The sequence below is a fragment of the Synechocystis sp. IPPAS B-1465 genome (assembly GCF_003015225.1).
Classification (GTDB): Bacteria; Cyanobacteriota; Cyanobacteriia; order Cyanobacteriales; family Microcystaceae; genus Synechocystis.
In genome coordinates this window covers 1,477,773-1,495,651 of the sequence record NZ_CP028094.1, presented here as the reverse complement: position 1 = coordinate 1,495,651, position 17,879 = coordinate 1,477,773, and the positions used below count along the sequence as shown (strand labels likewise).

13 protein-coding genes and 2 pseudogenes are annotated in these 17,879 nt (G+C 47.6%); 9 read left to right on the top strand and 6 right to left on the bottom strand.

Annotation, left to right across the window (positions count from 1 at the left end):
* Positions 1–4: 4 nt before the first annotated feature.
* Entirely contained in the window at positions 5–2,077 is a 2,073-nt protein-coding gene (gene kdpB, locus C7I86_RS07030) for a potassium-transporting ATPase subunit KdpB (protein ID WP_010872556.1), read from the bottom strand.
* Positions 2,078–2,133: 56 nt separating this feature from the next.
* Positions 2,134–3,810, bottom strand: a complete 1,677-nt coding sequence (gene kdpA, locus C7I86_RS07025; RefSeq protein WP_010872555.1) for a potassium-transporting ATPase subunit KdpA — start codon at positions 3,808–3,810, stop codon at positions 2,134–2,136.
* Between the two features lie 338 nt (positions 3,811–4,148).
* On the opposite strand from kdpA, the gene C7I86_RS07020 reads away from it, so the two are divergent.
* Together C7I86_RS07020 and C7I86_RS07015 are read left to right on the top strand one after the other, a co-directional pair.
* Positions 4,149–5,201: a HAMP domain-containing sensor histidine kinase gene (locus C7I86_RS07020; RefSeq protein WP_010872554.1), complete on the top strand. Its 1,053-nt coding sequence runs from the start codon at positions 4,149–4,151 to the stop codon at positions 5,199–5,201.
* 270 nt (positions 5,202–5,471) lie between these two features.
* Positions 5,472–6,152, top strand: coding sequence for a response regulator transcription factor (locus tag C7I86_RS07015; protein ID WP_010872553.1), 681 nt, complete (start codon positions 5,472–5,474; stop codon positions 6,150–6,152).
* A 256-nt stretch (positions 6,153–6,408) separates the two neighbouring features.
* Here the strand turns inward: C7I86_RS07015 and C7I86_RS07010 are convergent, their stop codons facing one another.
* Entirely contained in the window at positions 6,409–7,992 is a 1,584-nt protein-coding gene (locus C7I86_RS07010) for a Na+/H+ antiporter (protein ID WP_010872552.1), read from the bottom strand.
* A gap of 447 nt (positions 7,993–8,439) precedes the next feature.
* On the opposite strand from C7I86_RS07010, the gene C7I86_RS07005 reads away from it, so the two are divergent.
* A complete protein-coding gene (locus C7I86_RS07005; protein WP_010872551.1) occupies positions 8,440–9,390 on the top strand; it encodes a LysR family transcriptional regulator in 951 nt (316 codons plus the stop codon).
* A 34-nt stretch (positions 9,391–9,424) separates the two neighbouring features.
* Here the strand turns inward: C7I86_RS07005 and C7I86_RS07000 are convergent, their stop codons facing one another.
* Positions 9,425–10,147 (bottom strand): DUF4230 domain-containing protein, encoded by a 723-nt coding sequence (locus C7I86_RS07000; protein ID WP_010872550.1) that lies wholly within the window; start codon positions 10,145–10,147, stop codon positions 9,425–9,427.
* 422 nt (positions 10,148–10,569) lie between these two features.
* On the opposite strand from C7I86_RS07000, the gene kaiC reads away from it, so the two are divergent.
* Both kaiC and C7I86_RS06990 read left to right on the top strand, forming a co-directional pair.
* Positions 10,570–12,276, top strand: coding sequence for a circadian clock protein KaiC (gene kaiC, locus C7I86_RS06995; RefSeq protein WP_010872549.1), 1,707 nt, complete (start codon positions 10,570–10,572; stop codon positions 12,274–12,276).
* A 20-nt stretch (positions 12,277–12,296) separates the two neighbouring features.
* Positions 12,297–12,623, top strand: coding sequence for a circadian clock KaiB family protein (locus tag C7I86_RS06990; RefSeq protein WP_010872548.1), 327 nt, complete (start codon positions 12,297–12,299; stop codon positions 12,621–12,623).
* A gap of 167 nt (positions 12,624–12,790) precedes the next feature.
* Here C7I86_RS06990 and C7I86_RS06985 read toward each other — a convergent pair.
* Positions 12,791–13,444, bottom strand: a pseudogene (locus C7I86_RS06985) (IS5 family transposase); the annotation flags it as partial.
* Positions 13,445–13,581: 137 nt separating this feature from the next.
* Between C7I86_RS06985 and C7I86_RS06980 the strand changes: the two are divergent.
* From C7I86_RS06980 to C7I86_RS06965, 4 genes and pseudogenes are all read left to right on the top strand, one after another.
* Positions 13,582–14,574 (top strand): metal ABC transporter substrate-binding protein, encoded by a 993-nt coding sequence (locus tag C7I86_RS06980; RefSeq protein WP_010872546.1) that lies wholly within the window; start codon positions 13,582–13,584, stop codon positions 14,572–14,574.
* A 98-nt stretch (positions 14,575–14,672) separates the two neighbouring features.
* On the top strand, positions 14,673–15,455 hold the full coding sequence (locus C7I86_RS06975; RefSeq protein WP_010872545.1) for a metal ABC transporter ATP-binding protein: 783 nt from the start codon (positions 14,673–14,675) through the stop codon (positions 15,453–15,455).
* Positions 15,452–16,372, top strand: a complete 921-nt coding sequence (locus tag C7I86_RS06970; protein ID WP_010872544.1) for a metal ABC transporter permease — start codon at positions 15,452–15,454, stop codon at positions 16,370–16,372. Before C7I86_RS06975 ends, C7I86_RS06970 begins: the two co-directional genes overlap by 4 nt.
* Before the next feature lie 186 nt (positions 16,373–16,558).
* Positions 16,559–16,885, top strand: a pseudogene (locus C7I86_RS06965) (branched-chain amino acid ABC transporter permease); the annotation flags it as partial.
* 167 nt (positions 16,886–17,052) lie between these two features.
* On the opposite strand, the gene C7I86_RS06960 reads toward C7I86_RS06965, so the two are convergent.
* On the bottom strand, positions 17,053–17,847 hold the full coding sequence (locus C7I86_RS06960; RefSeq protein ID WP_010872542.1) for a DUF3153 domain-containing protein: 795 nt from the start codon (positions 17,845–17,847) through the stop codon (positions 17,053–17,055).
* Positions 17,848–17,879 lie beyond the last annotated feature (32 nt).

Here is a 17,879-nt window from a genome sequence, read left to right as displayed (position 1 = left end):
GACATCAAAGCAACGAAATACCGAGGTCTATGAGCTTGATGGCCACAAAGGGCACAATGATGCCCCCCAGCCCATAAACCAAAATGTTGCGCTGGAGTAATTGATCGGCACTTAAAGGACGAAACTTCACCCCCCGTAGGGCCAGAGGAATGAGGGCAGGGATGATCAGAGCGTTGTAAATCAGGGCCGAAAGTACGGCGGATTGGGGACTCTTCAAATCCATGATGTTGAGGGCACCAATGCCAATACCGGCGAACATGGCAGGAATAATGGCGAAATATTTGGCAATGTCGTTGGCCAGGGAAAAAGTGGTCAATGCCCCCCTAGTGATTAGAAGTTGTTTGCCAATGGTGACCAGGTCAATCAGTTTAGTGGGGTCAGAATCGAGGTCCACCATATTGGCCGCTTCCTTAGCCGCTTGGGTGCCGGAATTCATCGCTAAACCCACATTGGCCTGGGCGAGGGCCGGGGCATCGTTGGTACCGTCTCCGGTCATGGCCACCAACTTACCAGCGGCTTGTTCCTGTTGAATAACCTGGATTTTGTCTTCCGGAGTAGCTTCGGCAATGAAGTCATCAACCCCCGCTTCCTTGGCAATTACCGAAGCAGTAATGCGATTGTCCCCCGTGAGCATAACGGTGCGGACCCCCATGCGTCGCAGTTGATTAAATCGTTCTTGAATACCTGGTTTGATGATGTCCTTAAGATAAATTACACCGTAAATCTCATCGTTACGACAGACCGCTAAGGGGGTGCCCCCTAGATGGGAAACCTTTCCGTAGGCTTCGTCAAGGCCGGTGGGAGACTTGCCCCCCCTTGACCGCACAAAGCCCCGGATGGCATCCACCGCCCCTTTCCGCACTTCACTGCCATCGGGTAAATCGGTGCCGCTCATGCGAGTCCGAGCAGAAAATTCCACCCCCTCCGCCTGCTGGCGATCGAAGTCCAAAGTAGCTCCCATCTTTTCCGCTAGGCGCACAATGGATTTTCCCTCTGGGGTAGTGTCAAAAATACTTGCCGCCAAGGCGATCGCCGCCACTTCTTTCAAAGAATGACCATTCACTGGCAGAAAGGTCTCCGCTAAACGGTTCCCCAAAGTGATAGTGCCCGTCTTATCTAACACCAAGGTGTTGATGTCGCCGCAGGCCTCCACGGCCCGCCCGGAAGTGGCCACCACATTAAACTGGGCTACCCGGTCCATGCCAGCAATGCCAATGGCACTCAGCAAACCGCCAATGGTGGTGGGAATCAACGCCACCAAGAGGGCAATAAGTAGGGTAATGCTCACCGGGCTATCGATGTAATTAGCCGGGGGAGGCAGAGTTGCCACCACAATTAGGAACACCAAGGTCAACACCGCCAACAATACCGTTAGGGCAATTTCATTGGGGGTTTTACTGCGTTCTGCCCCTTCCACCAGGTCAATCATGCGGTCAATAAAGCCCTTACCGGGATCTGCTGTCACCCGGATGATCAGTTCATCGGAAATGATGCGGGTGCCCCCCGTCACGGAACTGGCCACATCGGAACCTGGTTCCTTCAGTACCGGAGCCGATTCCCCCGTAATGGCGGATTCATCCACCGAGGCCACCCCCTCCAACACTTCCCCGTCGGCAGGGATAATATCGCCGACCGAAACGACAATACGATCGCCTTTCCGTAGATGGGTGGAGCTGACCATTTCTAGGGAACCATCGGCTAAAATTCGCTGGGCATAGGTCTGAGTCTGGGTTGAACGCAGGGCATCGGCCTGGGCCTTTCCCCTACCCTCGGCCACGGCTTCGGCAAAGTTGGCAAATAAAACCGTAAATAACAAAATAACCGTCACTAACCCGTTAAACATGGCTGAGGTGCCAGTAACCCCAAATAGGTTGGGATTGAGAGTCAACATCCCAGTGATCAAGGTGCCGACCCAAACCATAAACATGACCGGATTTTTGACCATGATTTTGGGATTGAGCTTCACCCAGGCTTCCTTGAAAGCCCTTTGATAGAGATCGGAAAGATTGGCTTTTGGGGTGTGTCGCCGCTGCTGCCGTGGCCCCCCCGGTTGTCGCACAGTGGAAGTGGAGTTCATAATCTTAGGTAAAAATCGGATTTAAGGGTAGAGAAAAGGTAGCAACCAAGGATCTGCTAAACCAAATTGAAAGCTTCCGCCACTGGACCGAGTACCAAAATGGGCAAAAAGGTCAGGGCACCGAGGATGATGATGGCTCCGGCGGTAATCCCGGTGAATAGGGTTGTATCGGTGTGGAGAGTACCGCTGGTTTCCGGAACGGGTTGTTTGCGGGCCATGCCATCTGCCAAGAAAATTAGGGCAACAATTGGTACATAGCGTCCGGCAATTAACGAGAAACTGGCGCTTAAATTCCACCAAAGAGTGTTATCCGCCAAACCTTCAAAGCCAGAACCATTGTTGGCGGCGGCGGAAGCATATTCGTAGGCCACCTGGGAAATGCCATGGAAGCCCGGATTACTAATGCCCGCTAGGGTGTCAGGAAAGGCGAGGGTGATAGCGGTGGGAATTAAAATGGCAATGGGGTGGATTAGAAGAATTAAGCTAGCGAGGACAATTTCCCGTTTCTCAATTTTGCGACCCAAAAATTCCGGTGTCCTTCCCACCATCAATCCAGTGAGAAAAACCGTCAGGATGAGAAACACAAACAGATAGGCTGTGCCCGTGCCCTGGCCTCCCCAAATAATTTGCAGGAATAGGTCCGATAGGGTAACAAAACCCCCAGGGGGCATGAGGGAGTCATGCATGCCGTTGACTGCTCCACACATGGTTCCCGTTGTGGACACAGCCCACAGGGCCGTTAATACCCAACCAAAGCGCACTTCTTTACCTTCTAAATTGGGTTGGGTTTCCCCCAGAATTTGATTGATCAGAGGATTACCTTGAAATTCCCCCACAGCGGCAATGGCAATCAGAATTCCATAAAGAATAAACACCATCCAAAAAATTAACCACCCTTGCTCGGGGTTGCCTGCCATGATGCCGTAAGTAATGATGAGGCCGGCGGGAATCACCATCATAATTACCGTTTCCAAGAGGTTGGCAAAATTATTGGGATTTTCGAAGGGATGGGCAGAGTTTATACCAAAAAAACCGCCACCATTTTCCCCTAGTTCTTTGATGATTTCAAAATGGGCCACCGGACCCCGGGCAATCCATTGGGTGGCCCCTTCCAGGGTGGTTACCTGGGCTGGCCCCGCAAGGGTTTCCGGTACCCCCGCCACCAGGAGGAGTATTGCTCCCACGAGGGAAATTGGCAATAAAATTCTAGTAATTGATAGCACTAAATCCTGGTAAAAATTACCGATCGCCTGGCCGGTTAGGCCCCGAATAAAGGCGATCGCCACTGCAATGCCGGTGGCCGCAGAAGTGAACATCAAAAACCCTAGGGCTCCAGCCTGACTAAAGTAGGTGTAGGTCGTTTCTCCGGAATAGTGTTGTTGATTGGTATTGGTCACAAAGGAAATGGCAGTGTGTAGGGCCAAATCCCAAGACGGAGCAGCTAAACCCGTGGGATTGAGGGGTAAACTGCCCTGGAACATCAAGATTAGGAAGACAAAAACCCCCATAACCAGATTGCTGATCAGCGCAGCACTAACATATTGGGTTGCTCCCATGGAGGGATGTTTTGTAATCCCGGAACCGGCAAAAATCAACGACTCTAGAGGACGGGCAATTTTATCGAGCCAAGTGGACTGACCAAGAAAAACCCGTGCCATATAACGCCCAAGCAAGGGGGCCGTGGCCACAAGGATAGCTAAAATTAATGCAATTTGTACAAAACCTTGCAACATAAAATTTTGTCATCTCCAAACCATCATCAAAACAGGATAAGTGGGGGTTACTGGCTATGGGAAAAAAATCAAATTCCGCCCCTAATTTATCCATATCATCAGTTTGCTGTGATAAATGAACTTTCACAAGGTATAGAAGGGCATTTAAAAGGTATTTATAGATTATGCCTAAGCAATTTCCTTACCTATATTAAAGTTGTTTAGCTTTTGCCTATACCAAATGATATAGAAGTAATTAAACGAATAGATCTATCTTTTTTGTTTTAGTATGGGCGGGAAGACCCCTGCAACTTTTCCCCTTGAAAGCCATTTCTGTTCAATCATTGGCCGACCAAACAGTGCGTATTTGGACCCGTACCCACTGGTTGTTGGCAATTCTTTTTTTAATCGTGATCAGTTTGGATTACAGCACTCCCCCTCCCTACGTGCTCGGCTATCTGTACATTGGGGCAGTACTATTGGCTAGTGTGCGGCTGGGGCATCGGGCAACCCTCTGGGTAACAGGTACTGCGGTGGTTTTAACCCTGCTCAATTTGTGGATTCCGGGCATTGAACCCATCACCCCCATCACCGTGGCCAATCGGATAATCACCGTACTGGCACTGCTAGTCACCGCTTGGCTGAGCGATCGCCTGCAACAATACGAAGCGGCCATGGTGAAACAACAGGTGCAACTGGAAACCCAAATTCAACTGGCTAAGGTGCGGGAGGATTTTGTCTCAACCCTGACCCATGACCTGAAAACTCCCCTTTTGGGGGCAATTGAAACCCTTAATGCCTTCCAAGCAGGACAGTTTGGGGCTGTTACCCATAACCAACAACGGGCGATCGCCATTATGATGCGTAGCCACCGCATGACCCTGCAACTGGTGGAAACCCTGATGGATGTTTACCGCAATGACACAGAGGGTTTATATCTGCACCAGGAACCGGTCAATCTCACTAGTCTGGCGGAGGAAGTAATTCTGCAACTCACCCCCCTGGCCACGTCCCGCCAAATCCATTTATGTCTGCGTCAAGGTAACTCCGACTTTCGCCAAGCCTATTGGTTACAGGCCGATGCTTTGCAACTGCAACGGGTTTTTAATAACCTCATTACCAATGCCATTAATCACTCCCCCCGGGGCCGTAAAGTGGAAATTTCCCTTACTTCCAAAAATAATCATTTCCAGGTGCAAATTGTCGATGAAGGGCGGGGAATTCCCGACTATGAATTGCCCAATCTCTTCGAGCAATTTTATCAAGGCCATGGCGATCGCCAAGCAAAGGGAGCCGGACTGGGGTTATATCTTAGCCGCCAAATTATTGAAGCCCACGGTGGTAAAATCTGGGCGGAACCCCGCTCTCCCCAAGGGGCTATTTTTGCTTTTTCCGTACCCATAGAATCCTAGGGTTTAACGTTCTCTTTAGTTTATTGCTATTCATCTTTAAAACTGTTTTAAAAGCCCCCCTGGCCCCCTCAATTTAGGGAAAACTGAGTGAAAGTCCCCCAGTGTTGGGGGATTTAGGGGGCGGAATAAAACTTTCCAAACACGTTTTAAAGGAAAATGATAGGGTTCAGAAAGCATAATTTTGGGATAGATAGCAGGCATTGGATCGGCTAGTTTTGACCCCCAATTTAGGCCAATTATCCAGACTACCTTTGTTAATCAAAACCATTTATGGCAATTTCCCCAACTTCAATCCGGATTCTTTTGGTGGAGGACGATGAACTCTTCCGTTTGGGATTGGTGACCCGTCTCAGCCAGGAACCAGGGTTGGACGTGGCCGGGGAGGCGGAAGATGGAGAAACGGCGATCGCCTACGTCAATCAACAGCTTTTTGATGTGGTGATTTTAGATGTGGGATTACCCGGTATCGGCGGCATTGAAGCCTGCCATCAAATCAAAAAAATTCATCCACAATTACCAGTCCTAATTCTTACTTCCCATTCCCAGCCTGCCTTAATTAACCGCCTGATTGAAGCCCAAGCCCAGGGCTATTGCGTTAAAGGGGTGGCCGCAGAAACATTAGTGCTGGCGATTCGCTCAGTGGCGGCTGGTGCATTCTGGTGGGATGCCATTGCTTCTCAGGAAATTCAGACCGCGTTTCAACACAGTTCGTCCACGGGGGCGGTGCTGCCATTGGCGGATGCAGATGGAGAGAACCCACTCACTAAGCGTGAACTAGAAATTTTATCTTTGGTGGCCAAGGGTAAAAGTAACCAAGAAATTGCCGACGAACTTTACATTGCGCCGGGCACAGTGCGGGTCCATGTACACACTATTTTGCGTAAGTTGGAGGTGCGAGATCGTACCCAAGCCGCCCTTTTAGCCATTGAAAGAAGATTGGTTTCCTTGTGACTACCGCTAGCATATGCCCAGTTTTATCCAGGCTCTCCAGGAACTGGGAAACGCTGAAATTTTCCTGACCATGGGAGAAATTTTAGTGATCCAAAAACTGGTTTAGGCCAAACAGAATCGAATCATATCCAAGAATATGTTTGAAAAGTTTTCTTTTTCTCCCTAAATCGACCTACTAAAGCTCCGGCAATACTGGGGAACTTTTACTTAAATCCCCCCAAAGTTTGGGGCTAGGAGGGGACTTTTAAAACACGCTCTAGGATGGTTCGGCCACATTTTCCCCTTCCAGGGTGACCAGTAAAGGCATAATATTCTCCTCCAAGCGACCCATACGAATTAAATCGGCATAGGTTTCCGCCTCTATATCTAGTACCGTCTGGTCGAATTTTTTGTTGGCCACTTCCTGCAATAGGGGATATTCCTGCAGGAGCAGTTTGAGTTTGTCGGTGACGCTTTGCAGTTGTCCTTGGACTAATTCCTGCTTATAACGCAACCGCTCTGGGTTAATGTCGGGAAACTCATCGGTTTTTTCCAGTTCCGCCAACACCCGCCGTAGGGCAATTTGTCGGGATACTAGCTCTGCATATTCCAACCGTTGGGGTTGATCGCCAATTAAATCTAGGCCTTTGAGCACAAATTGGGTAGTCAGTCCTTGCACCAGTAGGGTGAATAGCACCACACCAAAGACAATGTCGATGATGGCCTGTCTCTCGGCGATCGCCTGGGGCACACTCAGGGCCACGGCAATGGCGACGGAACCCCGCAATCCGCCCCACCAGAGTACGGTTTGTTCCTGGAGAGTAATGTGGGTACTACTAATCTGGTCACTCACCTTGTTGCTGATCAAGCTCAGACCAAAAACACTCACTAAGCGAGTCACCACCACCGCAGCAATGGCAATCAAAATCAGGTTGAGGTGGTCCGAAAGACTGCTCAAGCCAATTTGATCCCCAATCAGTAAGAAGATAATGGAATTGACAAAGAAGGCCACAAATTCCCAAAAAATGCTGACAATCAGTCTGGTGCGGGGATTCATGCCAATGCGGGAACCATAGTTGCCCAACACCATGCCCACTACCACCACCCCAATTACTCCCGATCCCCCCAGGTTTTCCGCCAGAATATAGGCACCGTAGGCCGACACCAGGGTGAGGGACTGTTCCACAAAAGGTAGGTCAAATCGTTGGGTCAACAGGGACAAACTAAAGCCAATCACCAGGCCACAGCCCACCCCAATGCCGATCACGGTGACAAATCGAGCGAGGGTAACGGACAAGTCAAAAGTGCTGGTGCCTAGGGGAATGCCCACCAAAATGAGGAAGACCACCACCGCCACCCCATCGTTAAATAGGCTCTCCCCTTCCATTAACGTATTTAGTTTTTTGCTCGCCCCCAACTCTTTAAATAGGGCAATCACCGACACTGGATCTGTAGCAGACAAGGCCGCCGCGGCCAAAAAGGCGATCGCCAACTCCATCCCCCCCCAATAGGAAAGGGGAAAGGCAATGCCCACCACACAGATGACCACTCCCAAAGTGGCAAAGAGAGTAATCGGAAACCAATTTTCTTTGAGATTGCGCCACTGTAAATTCCACGCAGCCTCAAACAGTAGGGGAGGCAGAAAAATTTCCATGATCAATTCCGGCGACAGATTGATCAATTTCACATCGACAAAGGCCAGGGCCATGCCCACAATTACCAACAGCAGGGTGTAGGGAATTTTCCGCAGAATTGGCACCGTCTTGGACAGGGTCGCAATGCTCAGGGAGACCGAGAGCACAATCAAGAACTGTTCTAAGTTATAGGAAATCGAGAGGGATTCGTTGACCGCTGTATCCACGGTGTAGGCTCCTTTCTGACTGAAATCTCCCCCATTATGGGGCCACTCCGCTCTGAGGGCAAAATAAACCTTTGGGTCCGGGTCAGTTCATGGCCGCCTAAGCTGATTTGCGTTAGTCAACAGTTCTGTCATGGGACTGAGAATCGGGCCTCGGCCCCAGGTGGCGGTTTATCAATGCCAACTCCCCGGACTAAGCTTGTCAAAATCATTGGCTTTATTCTATCATTGGTTATCTAACAACAATCCCAGGTCTATGAAAGTGAGTGTAATAGCCATAGGTCTATTTTAGTTATTGACTTCAGCACATCCTAGACCCAAGCCCAGCCAGGACCGACAACTGAAAATTACCGAAACTTAGTTTAGGTTCCTGTTCAGTGCGGGCTTGAAAAAAATTAATCTGCCCCTTCAAATTGTCCCCCCATCTAAATCACCATCTTCGTCAAGGACATGCAAGCAACCTTACACCAATTAAAAGTTTTTGAAGCCACCGCTAGACATGGCAGTTTCACCAGGGCAGCAGAAGAACTTTACATTACCCAGCCGACCGTTTCTAGTCAAATTAAACAGTTATCTAAAACTGTCGGACTTCCTCTGTTTGAGCAGATTGGCAAACGGCTTTACCTCACCGAGGCGGGGCAAGAATTGTTGGTAACTTGCCAAGATATTTTTCAGCGACTGGACAATTTTGCCATGAAAGTGGCGGATATTAAGGGCACAAAACAGGGGCGTTTACGCTTGGCAGTGATTACCACAGCCAAATATTTCATTCCTCGTTTACTGGGGGAATTTATCCAAAAGTATCCCGGCATTGAAGTATCCCTCAAGGTGACTAACCATGAGCAGATTCGTCACCGGATGCAAAACAATGAAGATGATTTGTACATTGTTAGTGAGCCGCCGGAGGAAATTGATCTCAATTACCAGCCTTTCCTCGACAATCCTTTAGTGGTCATTGCCCGTCGGGACCACCCCCTAGCTGGGAAAAGCAATATCCCCATCACGGCGTTAAATGATGAAGCGTTTATTATGCGGGAAAAAGGCTCCGGTACTCGTTTAGCAGTACAAAATTTGTTCCACCGCCATTATGTGGATGTGCGGGTGCGGTTGGAATTGGGTAGTAATGAAGCGATTAAACAGGCGATCGCCGGTGGCATGGGCATTTCTGTGTTGTCCCAACATACCCTGGTATCGGAGGGAGCCCGCAGTGAGCTGACAATTTTGGACATTGACGAATTTCCTATCAAGCGGCGTTGGTACGTGGCTAACCTAGCGGGTAAACAACTGTCGGTGATTACCCAAACCTTTTTGGACTATCTCATGGCCGTTACCAAAAATATGCCGGCTCCGTTTGCAGAGCAATTAACGACCCAACAAACCCCTGTGAAGTTAGTTCTTTAATCACCTTGATTGATTTTTAACAATTTTATCTGCTTTAACCATTGATTTTGTCCCTGGATAAACCCTGGGCGGAGGGGATGGCGCAAACGGTGGGGTTAGTGGTTTTAATTTCCACCTGCCGGTGCCCTGTGTTTTTCAATAAACTCGCTAGGGCCACTTCGGCCTTCTGGTTAGCCTGGTTCAAAATGCCTTGGTCACAGGCGGCGGCGGTGATTTTGGCTAGGGTCTGCCGTTGGGCCAAAGTTTGTAGCTCCGGAACAGTGTCGGGTCCTAGGTTTAAAAATCCCCGGTCATAGTGGTAAATGCGGGAGCGTTCCACATCAATTTTTTGGTCAAGAATTTGCGGCGGCGGCAGGGTGACAATTAGCGTTTCTCCCTGTTGTTGAATACTTTGTTCATTTATCTCGGCTAGATCAATGCCGGCCCGCACTTCCCCGTAGCCAATGTAGAGTAAGTCGGTGCGCCCCAGGGTGAAATTACCCCATTGCCGTTCCTGACTAGTGGGCACTACGGTTTCCATGGCAAAAATGGTGGTGGTTAGTTCACTCACTGCCCGGATTTGCTGCACCACGAGGGTAGAAATTTCCGCCTTGGCCTGATTATTGCCGATGCGGAGCCAAGGGCTGATGGTACGTAGACCCTGGACAATGCCCATAACGGCGATCGCCATGGTTAGAACTACGCCCCCAGTCCCCAGAAGCGGTAGTCGCTGAAAAATGTTCCGGGCTGGTGGTGAGGAAGATAGTTTTTCTGCCATGGTTTAAGCAATGGTTGAGGGGGGAATAACTTGATTGTAGTAGCCGGGGATCGCAGTTTTAATGGATACTATTGCCGTGACTGTATGGGTCCATGGGGCCAATTCCATGGTCAACTAGCTTCTAAATGGAACTCAGGCGGAAAATTAGGTAAATTTCACCATACCCGACTAAGGCACTTTCTGTTGCTGGGGTCTGGGTCCGCTAATGTGACAAAAAGTTATTACTGAAGTCATGGGGTTGGCCTTGGTCGGGCAGTTGACAACAATGGCGATCGGAGTAGCCCATGCCTACGGTGTGATCATTGCTCAATCTCGGCAAATTAATAGTGGGAATATTGTGCGAACATAATTACGACAAAAACTCAAACATAAATTTAAACACCATTGGCAATGCTGGCAAGTAAATTGAATCCGTAAAAATCATGACAGATAACAGCCAAAGTCTCTCTCTAATTAAATGCCCCACCGGGATTCAAGGTTTTGATGAAATTACCAACGGTGGTTTACCCCAGGGCCGACCAACCCTCATTTGTGGTTCAGCCGGTTGTGGTAAAACTCTATTTGGGGTGGAATTTTTAGTGCGGGGGGCAGTGGAATATGGAGAGCCAGGGGTTTTAGTTTCCTTTGAAGAAAGCGCCAAAGAGATCATTCAAAATGTGGCGTCCTTAGGGTGGAATTTACAAGATTTAGTTGCCGAAGAAAAAATTTTAATTGATCATATTTATGTTGAAGCTAGCGAAATTCAAGAAACAGGAGAATATGACCTCGAAGCCCTATTTATTCGCTTAGGCTATGCCATTAATAAAATTGGTGCAAAGCGAATCCTTTTAGATACAATTGAAGTTCTTTTTTCTGGCTTAGAGAATACCAATATTGTCCGAGCAGAATTACGTCGTTTATTCCATTGGTTAAAGCAAAAAGGCGTTACCGCAGTGATCACAGGGGAACGGGGCGACAAAAATTTAACTAGGCAAGGCCTGGAAGAATACGTGTCTGATTGTGTTATTAAACTCGATCAAAAAACTGTGGAAGAGGTTGCCACCAGAACTATTCAGGTCGTTAAATATCGAGGCTCACGCCATAGCAATAATGAATATCCTTTTTTGATCGAAGAAAATGGCATTTCCGTGTTGCCTATCACTTCCCTGATTCTCAATCACAGCGTCTCCCAGGAGCGAATTTCCACTGGCATTCCCCAATTGGATGATATGTTTGGCGGGCAGGGTTATTACCGTGGCAGTAGCATTTTAGTAACCGGGAGAGCTGGCACTGGCAAAACTACCCTGGCGGCCTTTTTTGCCCAGGCAACTTGCTTACGGGGAGAACGATGTTTATATCTTGCTACCGAAGAATCGCCCCAACAAATTTGCCGCAATTTAAATTCCATTGGTCTAGATTTATCGCCCTATTTAGACAGCCAATTACTACAATTTGATGCCACTCGTCCTACTAATTATAATTTAGAGATGCGTCTGTTTAAGATTCATAGTTGGGTCAGGAATTTTAAGCCAAGCTTGGTGGTAGTTGATCCAATGAGTAACCTAATTACTAGTGGCAATTTAAATCAAACAAAAAACTTTTTCATGCGTCTAATTGATTATCTAAAAAGCCAAAAGATTACCGTATTTTTGACGGATTTGACCGGCGGCAATGTGGGATATGATAATGAACAAACAGAAGTTGGTGTTTCTTCCTTAATGGATACATGGCTGGAGTTACAGACCCTGAGAATAAATGGAGAAAGAAATCGTATTCTCTATATTTTGAAATCTAGGGGCATGGCCCACTCCAACCAAGTGCGGGAATTCATCCTTAGTAATGATGGGGTAGATTTGATTGAAGCTTATATTGGTGAAGGGCAAGTACTAACAGGTACCCAAAGGATTAATCAAATTTTAGAAGAAGAGGCGATCGCCAAAAGGCGGCAACAGGCCCTAGAACTCAGCAAACGGAATTTTGAGCGAAAAAAGTACTTACTGCAGGCGAAGATTGATGCCCTCCAAATGAAACTAGCCAGTCAAGATGAGGAATTAGAAGTACTAATGTTAGAGGAGAAAGAATTCAAACAAACAATGTTGGCCAACCGTAATCTGATTAAAAAGTCTCGCCACATTTATCAAAACCCCTAAGTACTGAAGAGTCTTCTATTATGGAAAATTTAAACGCTCTATCTGGCAATCAAAACTTGGAAGTTTGGCAACTGCGTCTGTATGTAGCGGGACAAACTCCTAAATCCGTCACAGCTTTTATAAATTTAAAAAAGATTTGTGAAGAATATCTAAACGGTCAATACCAAATTGAAATCATCGATTTGACCCAACAACCTGAATTGGCGATTGAAGATAGTATTTTGGCATTGCCTACTTTAGTAAGAAAATTACCCGAACCAATCAAAAAAATTATTGGTGATTTGTCCAATACAGAAAAGGTATTAGTGGGCTTACAAATTTTACCCTCTATGGATTGGAAAATCTAGCATTTTAGGTTGTCGCAATGAATGTTCCGGAGGATTTAAAACCCGCAATTACAGAAATATTTGAGCACCTTCTTACAAAATCCAAAGAACAGTATTACGTACTGCGGCTTTGCATTGCAGGGAGCAAATTCTAGTCTTTGCAAGCCTAGGAAAGTGTTTGAAAAGTTTTAAGCAAGCCTTTGAGGCATAAGATGAACCATGGCAACATAGAGCATTGTCTCACTGGTGGTAGGTAAATATTCATAATCCTTACTTAAACGACGATAACGTCCAAACCAAGCAAAGGTGCGCTCGACTGCCCAACGGCGGGGTAGGACTTCAAAGCCTTTTTGTCCCTACTTTTTGCTGACCACATTCAAGGTCCAACCAAAAGTATGCTCCGCCCAATGGATAAAATCCTTTCCGCCAAAGGTACTGTCAGTCCATATAACTTGCAGGCACTGCCAAAGGGGAGCAAACCAGGTGCCAAGTAGAATCAGACCCTGATGGTCGGAGCGATGGGCACCATGGACGACAACATCGAGAATTAATCCCATGGTATCCACAAGGATTGTACGTTTACGACCATTGACCTTTTTTCCACCGTCATAGCCAGGTTCTTGGCCAGTTCAAGCCCTTTTGAGTGACTGTGAATCTAAACAACCGGCACTAGGGTGAGTATTTCTTCCAGCTTTGAGCCGAACTTTCTCACGGAAGATACGGTTTAATTTTTTCCAGGTACCATCTTCGTGCCATGGCTGGAAATAACCATAGACCGTTCGCCATTTAGGAAAATCGTGGGGTACAAGTCGCCAGGCACACCCCGTTCTGAGCATGTAAAAAGCAGAAAGTTTTAGTGGTCAGAAAAAGCCCACGAGCTTACCAGTTGGTAAAAGTTAAGAAATTTTAACTCCCCGTTTTCACTGCAATTATGAGAAGATAATGAAAAATGAGATGATCATGAAAGACCATTATCACTATGGCAACATCATTTGCTTCCCGGGGAGGACTGCTGGCGTCTGGTTTGGCGATCGCCTTTTGGCTGACCGGTTGTGGCACGGCGGAAGTCACGACATCCAATGCTCCCAGCGAAGAAGTGACAGCCGTAACCACAGAAGTCCAGGGGGAAACAGAGGAGAAAAAGAAGGTTTTAACCACCTTCACCGTATTGGCCGACATGGTCCAGAATGTTGCCGGAGACAAGTTAGTGGTGGAATCCATCACTCGCATTGGTGCAGAGATCCACGGTTATGAGCCGACTCCCAGTGACATTGTCAAGGCTCAGGACGCAGACTTAATCCTTTACAACGGCATGAACCTAGAGCGTTGGTTCGAGCAATTTTTGGGCAACGTGAAGGATGTGCCCTCTGTGGTGCTAACGGAAGGCATCGAACCGATTCCGATCGCCGACGGCCCCTATACCGATAAGCCCAATCCCCACGCCTGGATGTCGCCCCGTAATGCCCTGGTCTATGTGGAAAATATCCGCCAAGCCTTCGTCGAACTTGACCCGGACAATGCCAAATATTACAACGCCAATGCAGCAGTCTACAGCGAGCAGTTAAAGGCGATCGATCGCCAACTGGGAGCGGATTTGGAACAAGTGCCCGCCAACCAGCGGTTTTTGGTGAGTTGCGAAGGAGCGTTTTCCTATTTGGCCAGAGATTACGGTATGGAGGAGATTTACATGTGGCCAATTAATGCCGAACAGCAGTTTACCCCCAAGCAAGTGCAAACCGTGATTGAGGAGGTGAAAACCAATAATGTACCAACAATCTTTTGTGAAAGTACCGTCAGCGATAAGGGGCAAAAACAGGTAGCCCAGGCCACCGGCGCTCGCTTTGGCGGCAATCTCTATGTTGACTCCCTTTCCACAGAGGAAGGCCCTGTGCCCACCTTTTTAGATTTGCTGGAATATGATGCCCGGGTGATTACCAACGGTCTTTTGGCCGGTACCAATGCCCAGCAATGAAAACAACTTTGTGTTTTGACACGTTGAGTTTTTCTGTAATCAACTGGACTTAATCTTGACGATTTACCACTACCTAAAATCTGAACCCCTCTTTTGCCATGGCAGCCACCCTATCTCGTCTTGATATATCCGTCGATGGTGTCAGCGTTACCTATAACAACGCCCGTTTGGCCCTTTATAACGCTACCTGCACCGTTGAACCCGGCACCATTACCGCCCTGGTGGGGCCCAATGGCAGTGGTAAATCGACTCTGTTCAAATCCATCATGGGGTTTTTGCAACCGAGTCAGGGACGGGTACGCATTGGTGGCTTTTCCGTACAAAAGGCCCAAAAGCAACAGTTGATGGCCTACGTTCCCCAAGCTGATGAGGTGGACTGGAACTTTCCGGTCAGTGTGTTTGATGTGGTGATGATGGGGCGCTATGGCTATATGAATGTGTTGCGTATTCCTAGCGCCAAAGACCGTCGTTTGGTGATGGAAAGTCTAGAGCGGGTGGGCATGGTGAAATACCGCGATCGCCAAATTGGGGAACTTTCCGGCGGTCAAAAGAAGCGGGCATTTTTGGCCCGGGCCTTGGCCCAGGAAGGCAAGGTAATTCTGTTAGATGAGCCTTTTACCGGGGTTGATGTGAAAACAGAAAAAGGCATGATTGATTTACTCATGGAACTGCGGGATGAGGGGCACACCATTCTGATTTCTACCCATGATTTGGCCTCCATTTCCACCTTTTGTGACCACACCATTCTGCTCAACCGCACTATTTTGGCCCAGGGTAAAACTGAAGAAACCTTCACCAAAGAAAATTTGGAACTGACTTTTGGTGGGCTACCAATGCTGAGTCTGAATCAGATGTTTGAATCGACAGAGGTAGATGCGTGAATCAGTTAGTGGTGGCCTTTCCCTTTTGGCATTGGTTAGTGGAGCCTTTGCAATATGAATTTTTAATCCGGGCAATTTGGGTGAGCGCCTTTGTGGGACTAGTGTGTGCGGTGCTCTCTTGCTACATCACTCTCAAAGGTTGGTCCTTAATGGGGGATGCCATTTCCCATGCAGTGGTCCCCGGTGTAGTGCTGGCCTATGCCTTGAATATTCCCTTTGCCATTGGAGCTTTTACCTTTGGCTTTGGGGCAACGGTGGCGATCGGTTACGTCAAGTCTAAAACCCGGTTAAAGGAGGATGCAGTCATTGGCATTGTCTTTACGGGATTTTTTGCCCTTGGATTAGTGTTGGTGACCAAAATTCCTAGTAATGTTGACCTATTCCATATTCTGTTTGGCAATGTGCTGGGCATTTCTCAACAAGACATCATCCAAACCTTGATTGCTGGCTCCATTACCCTAATCGTGATTTTGTTGCGCCGCAAGGACCTGCTCTTGTTTTGTTTTGATCCAAACCATGCCAAGGCGATCGGTCTACGCACCCAAGTGATGTATTACACGCTGTTGTCGGTTCTGGCCCTCACCATTGTGGCGGCTTTACAAACAGCGGGCATTATTTTAGTAATTTCCATGCTGGTCACTCCAGGATCCATTGGCTATCTGCTCAGCGATCGCTTTGATCATATGCTTTGGTACTCGGTCGTCAGCAGTGTACTGTCCTGTGTGCTTGGCACCTATTTGAGCTATCACTTTGATGTTTCGACCGGGGGCATGATTGTGGTTATCCTGACAACGCTATTCGTAATAGCCATGATTGGTGCACCCAAGTATGGCATTTTGGCCCAGGAATGGCGCAAACGCTCGGGGCCAAATCCGGAAGACGATGAAAATCAGACTGTGGTGGTAGATCAAGTCTAGTTGGTTTGTATCGCCACAATAATGAAAACTTCCTTGCTATCAACTCATTGGGATCAGAGGAGCAACTAACCTTATCTGGAAAGAGTGATTTGCGACATCAGACCTAAAACATATTTACGAAACTATCATCTCCATCGGGTTGGATCTTCTGTCAAAAACAGTTCTCCTTGGGAGACAACTATTATGGCGATCGCCAGTTTGGTGGGGGCATTATTTGCTTGGCATTTGACCAGTATTTACCCGGGTAATTTTGACACGTTGTTGATTTTTAACGCTTGAATTATTGTGGTGCTGGGGGGAGCTGACAGTAATGTAGGCACGGTGTTAGGCACCATTATTTTTTGGGCCTATGATTCCCTCACCAGGTTTTTATTGCCCCAAATTGCTTTTTTAGACCAGAGTCAAGCTGGAGCTTTACGGGTTATGGTCATCGGGCTAATTTTAATGGTGTTAATGGTATGGCGACCCCGGGGCATTTTGGTTAAAAAAGAGGAGTTAACCCTAGGGCGCTAATGGCAACCTGACAATTTTTGATTAAAGTTTAAGGATTTAGAACGTATTTGGAAAATTTTATTCCGCCCCCTAAATCTCCTTACTAACGCTCCGGCGGTACGAGGGTAACTTTTACTCAGTTTCTCTCCAAATTTTGGGGGGATTAGGGGGACTTTTCAAACACGTTCTTAAACTCCCTCAACTTTGCTATCAAGCACTCCGGGCCAACGGCCATATTTGAGATAAAAACCCCCTAAACAAAGGATGATAATTAAAATTGTCCCGATCGCCAAATAACTAGGCACAAAAAAGGTCGTTTCAATAACGTTAATTTGTCCAGGTTTTAACTGCCATTGCCCAGGCACTTCTGTGCCTAATTCTTCCCCCGGAGCATTGGGAGTTTGGAGAGTTAAGGGAGTTTGCAAATCAAAATTGAGGTTAATTAGGGAGCCGGGACTAAGGATAATGTTGCCTTGGTTGGATAAAACCCCTAGGGCCCGCAGGTCAACGGTTAACTTGAGATGATTGCGGTCTGCTAATAACCAATTACTTTGCTCTAGTGCGAGTTCCGCTTTCAAATTAAGCAAATCCAACTGGTCTGGCTCTGGCGATCGCCTTCCTTTGGGGGGTTGGGGATTAAAAAAGCGATTGAACTTTTCCACCAACTCCTGGCCGCTACCAAAAGGAATGGTTATCACAAGGGTTTCCTCCGACGGGCGATCCGTGTGACCGTTTAAGTCCTTAGCCCGCTGGTCTAAACTTTTGAGCCAACGATCGGCTTCTGCTTGGCTCAGGGTAGTTAGTTGTTCCCCCAGGGTAATGTGTTGGACAATTTCCCCATAATGTTGCTCTGGAAAACGAATGCCCACGTCATAATCCACACAGCCGGTTAGCAAACAGCAAACACCCAAAACCATGGGTAATAATCGTTTAAACCATTTCTGGGGGCACATCATCCTGGAAGCCTCATGGGCAAATAACATTAGGCAAATTTAAGACTCGACCGTCAGTATAT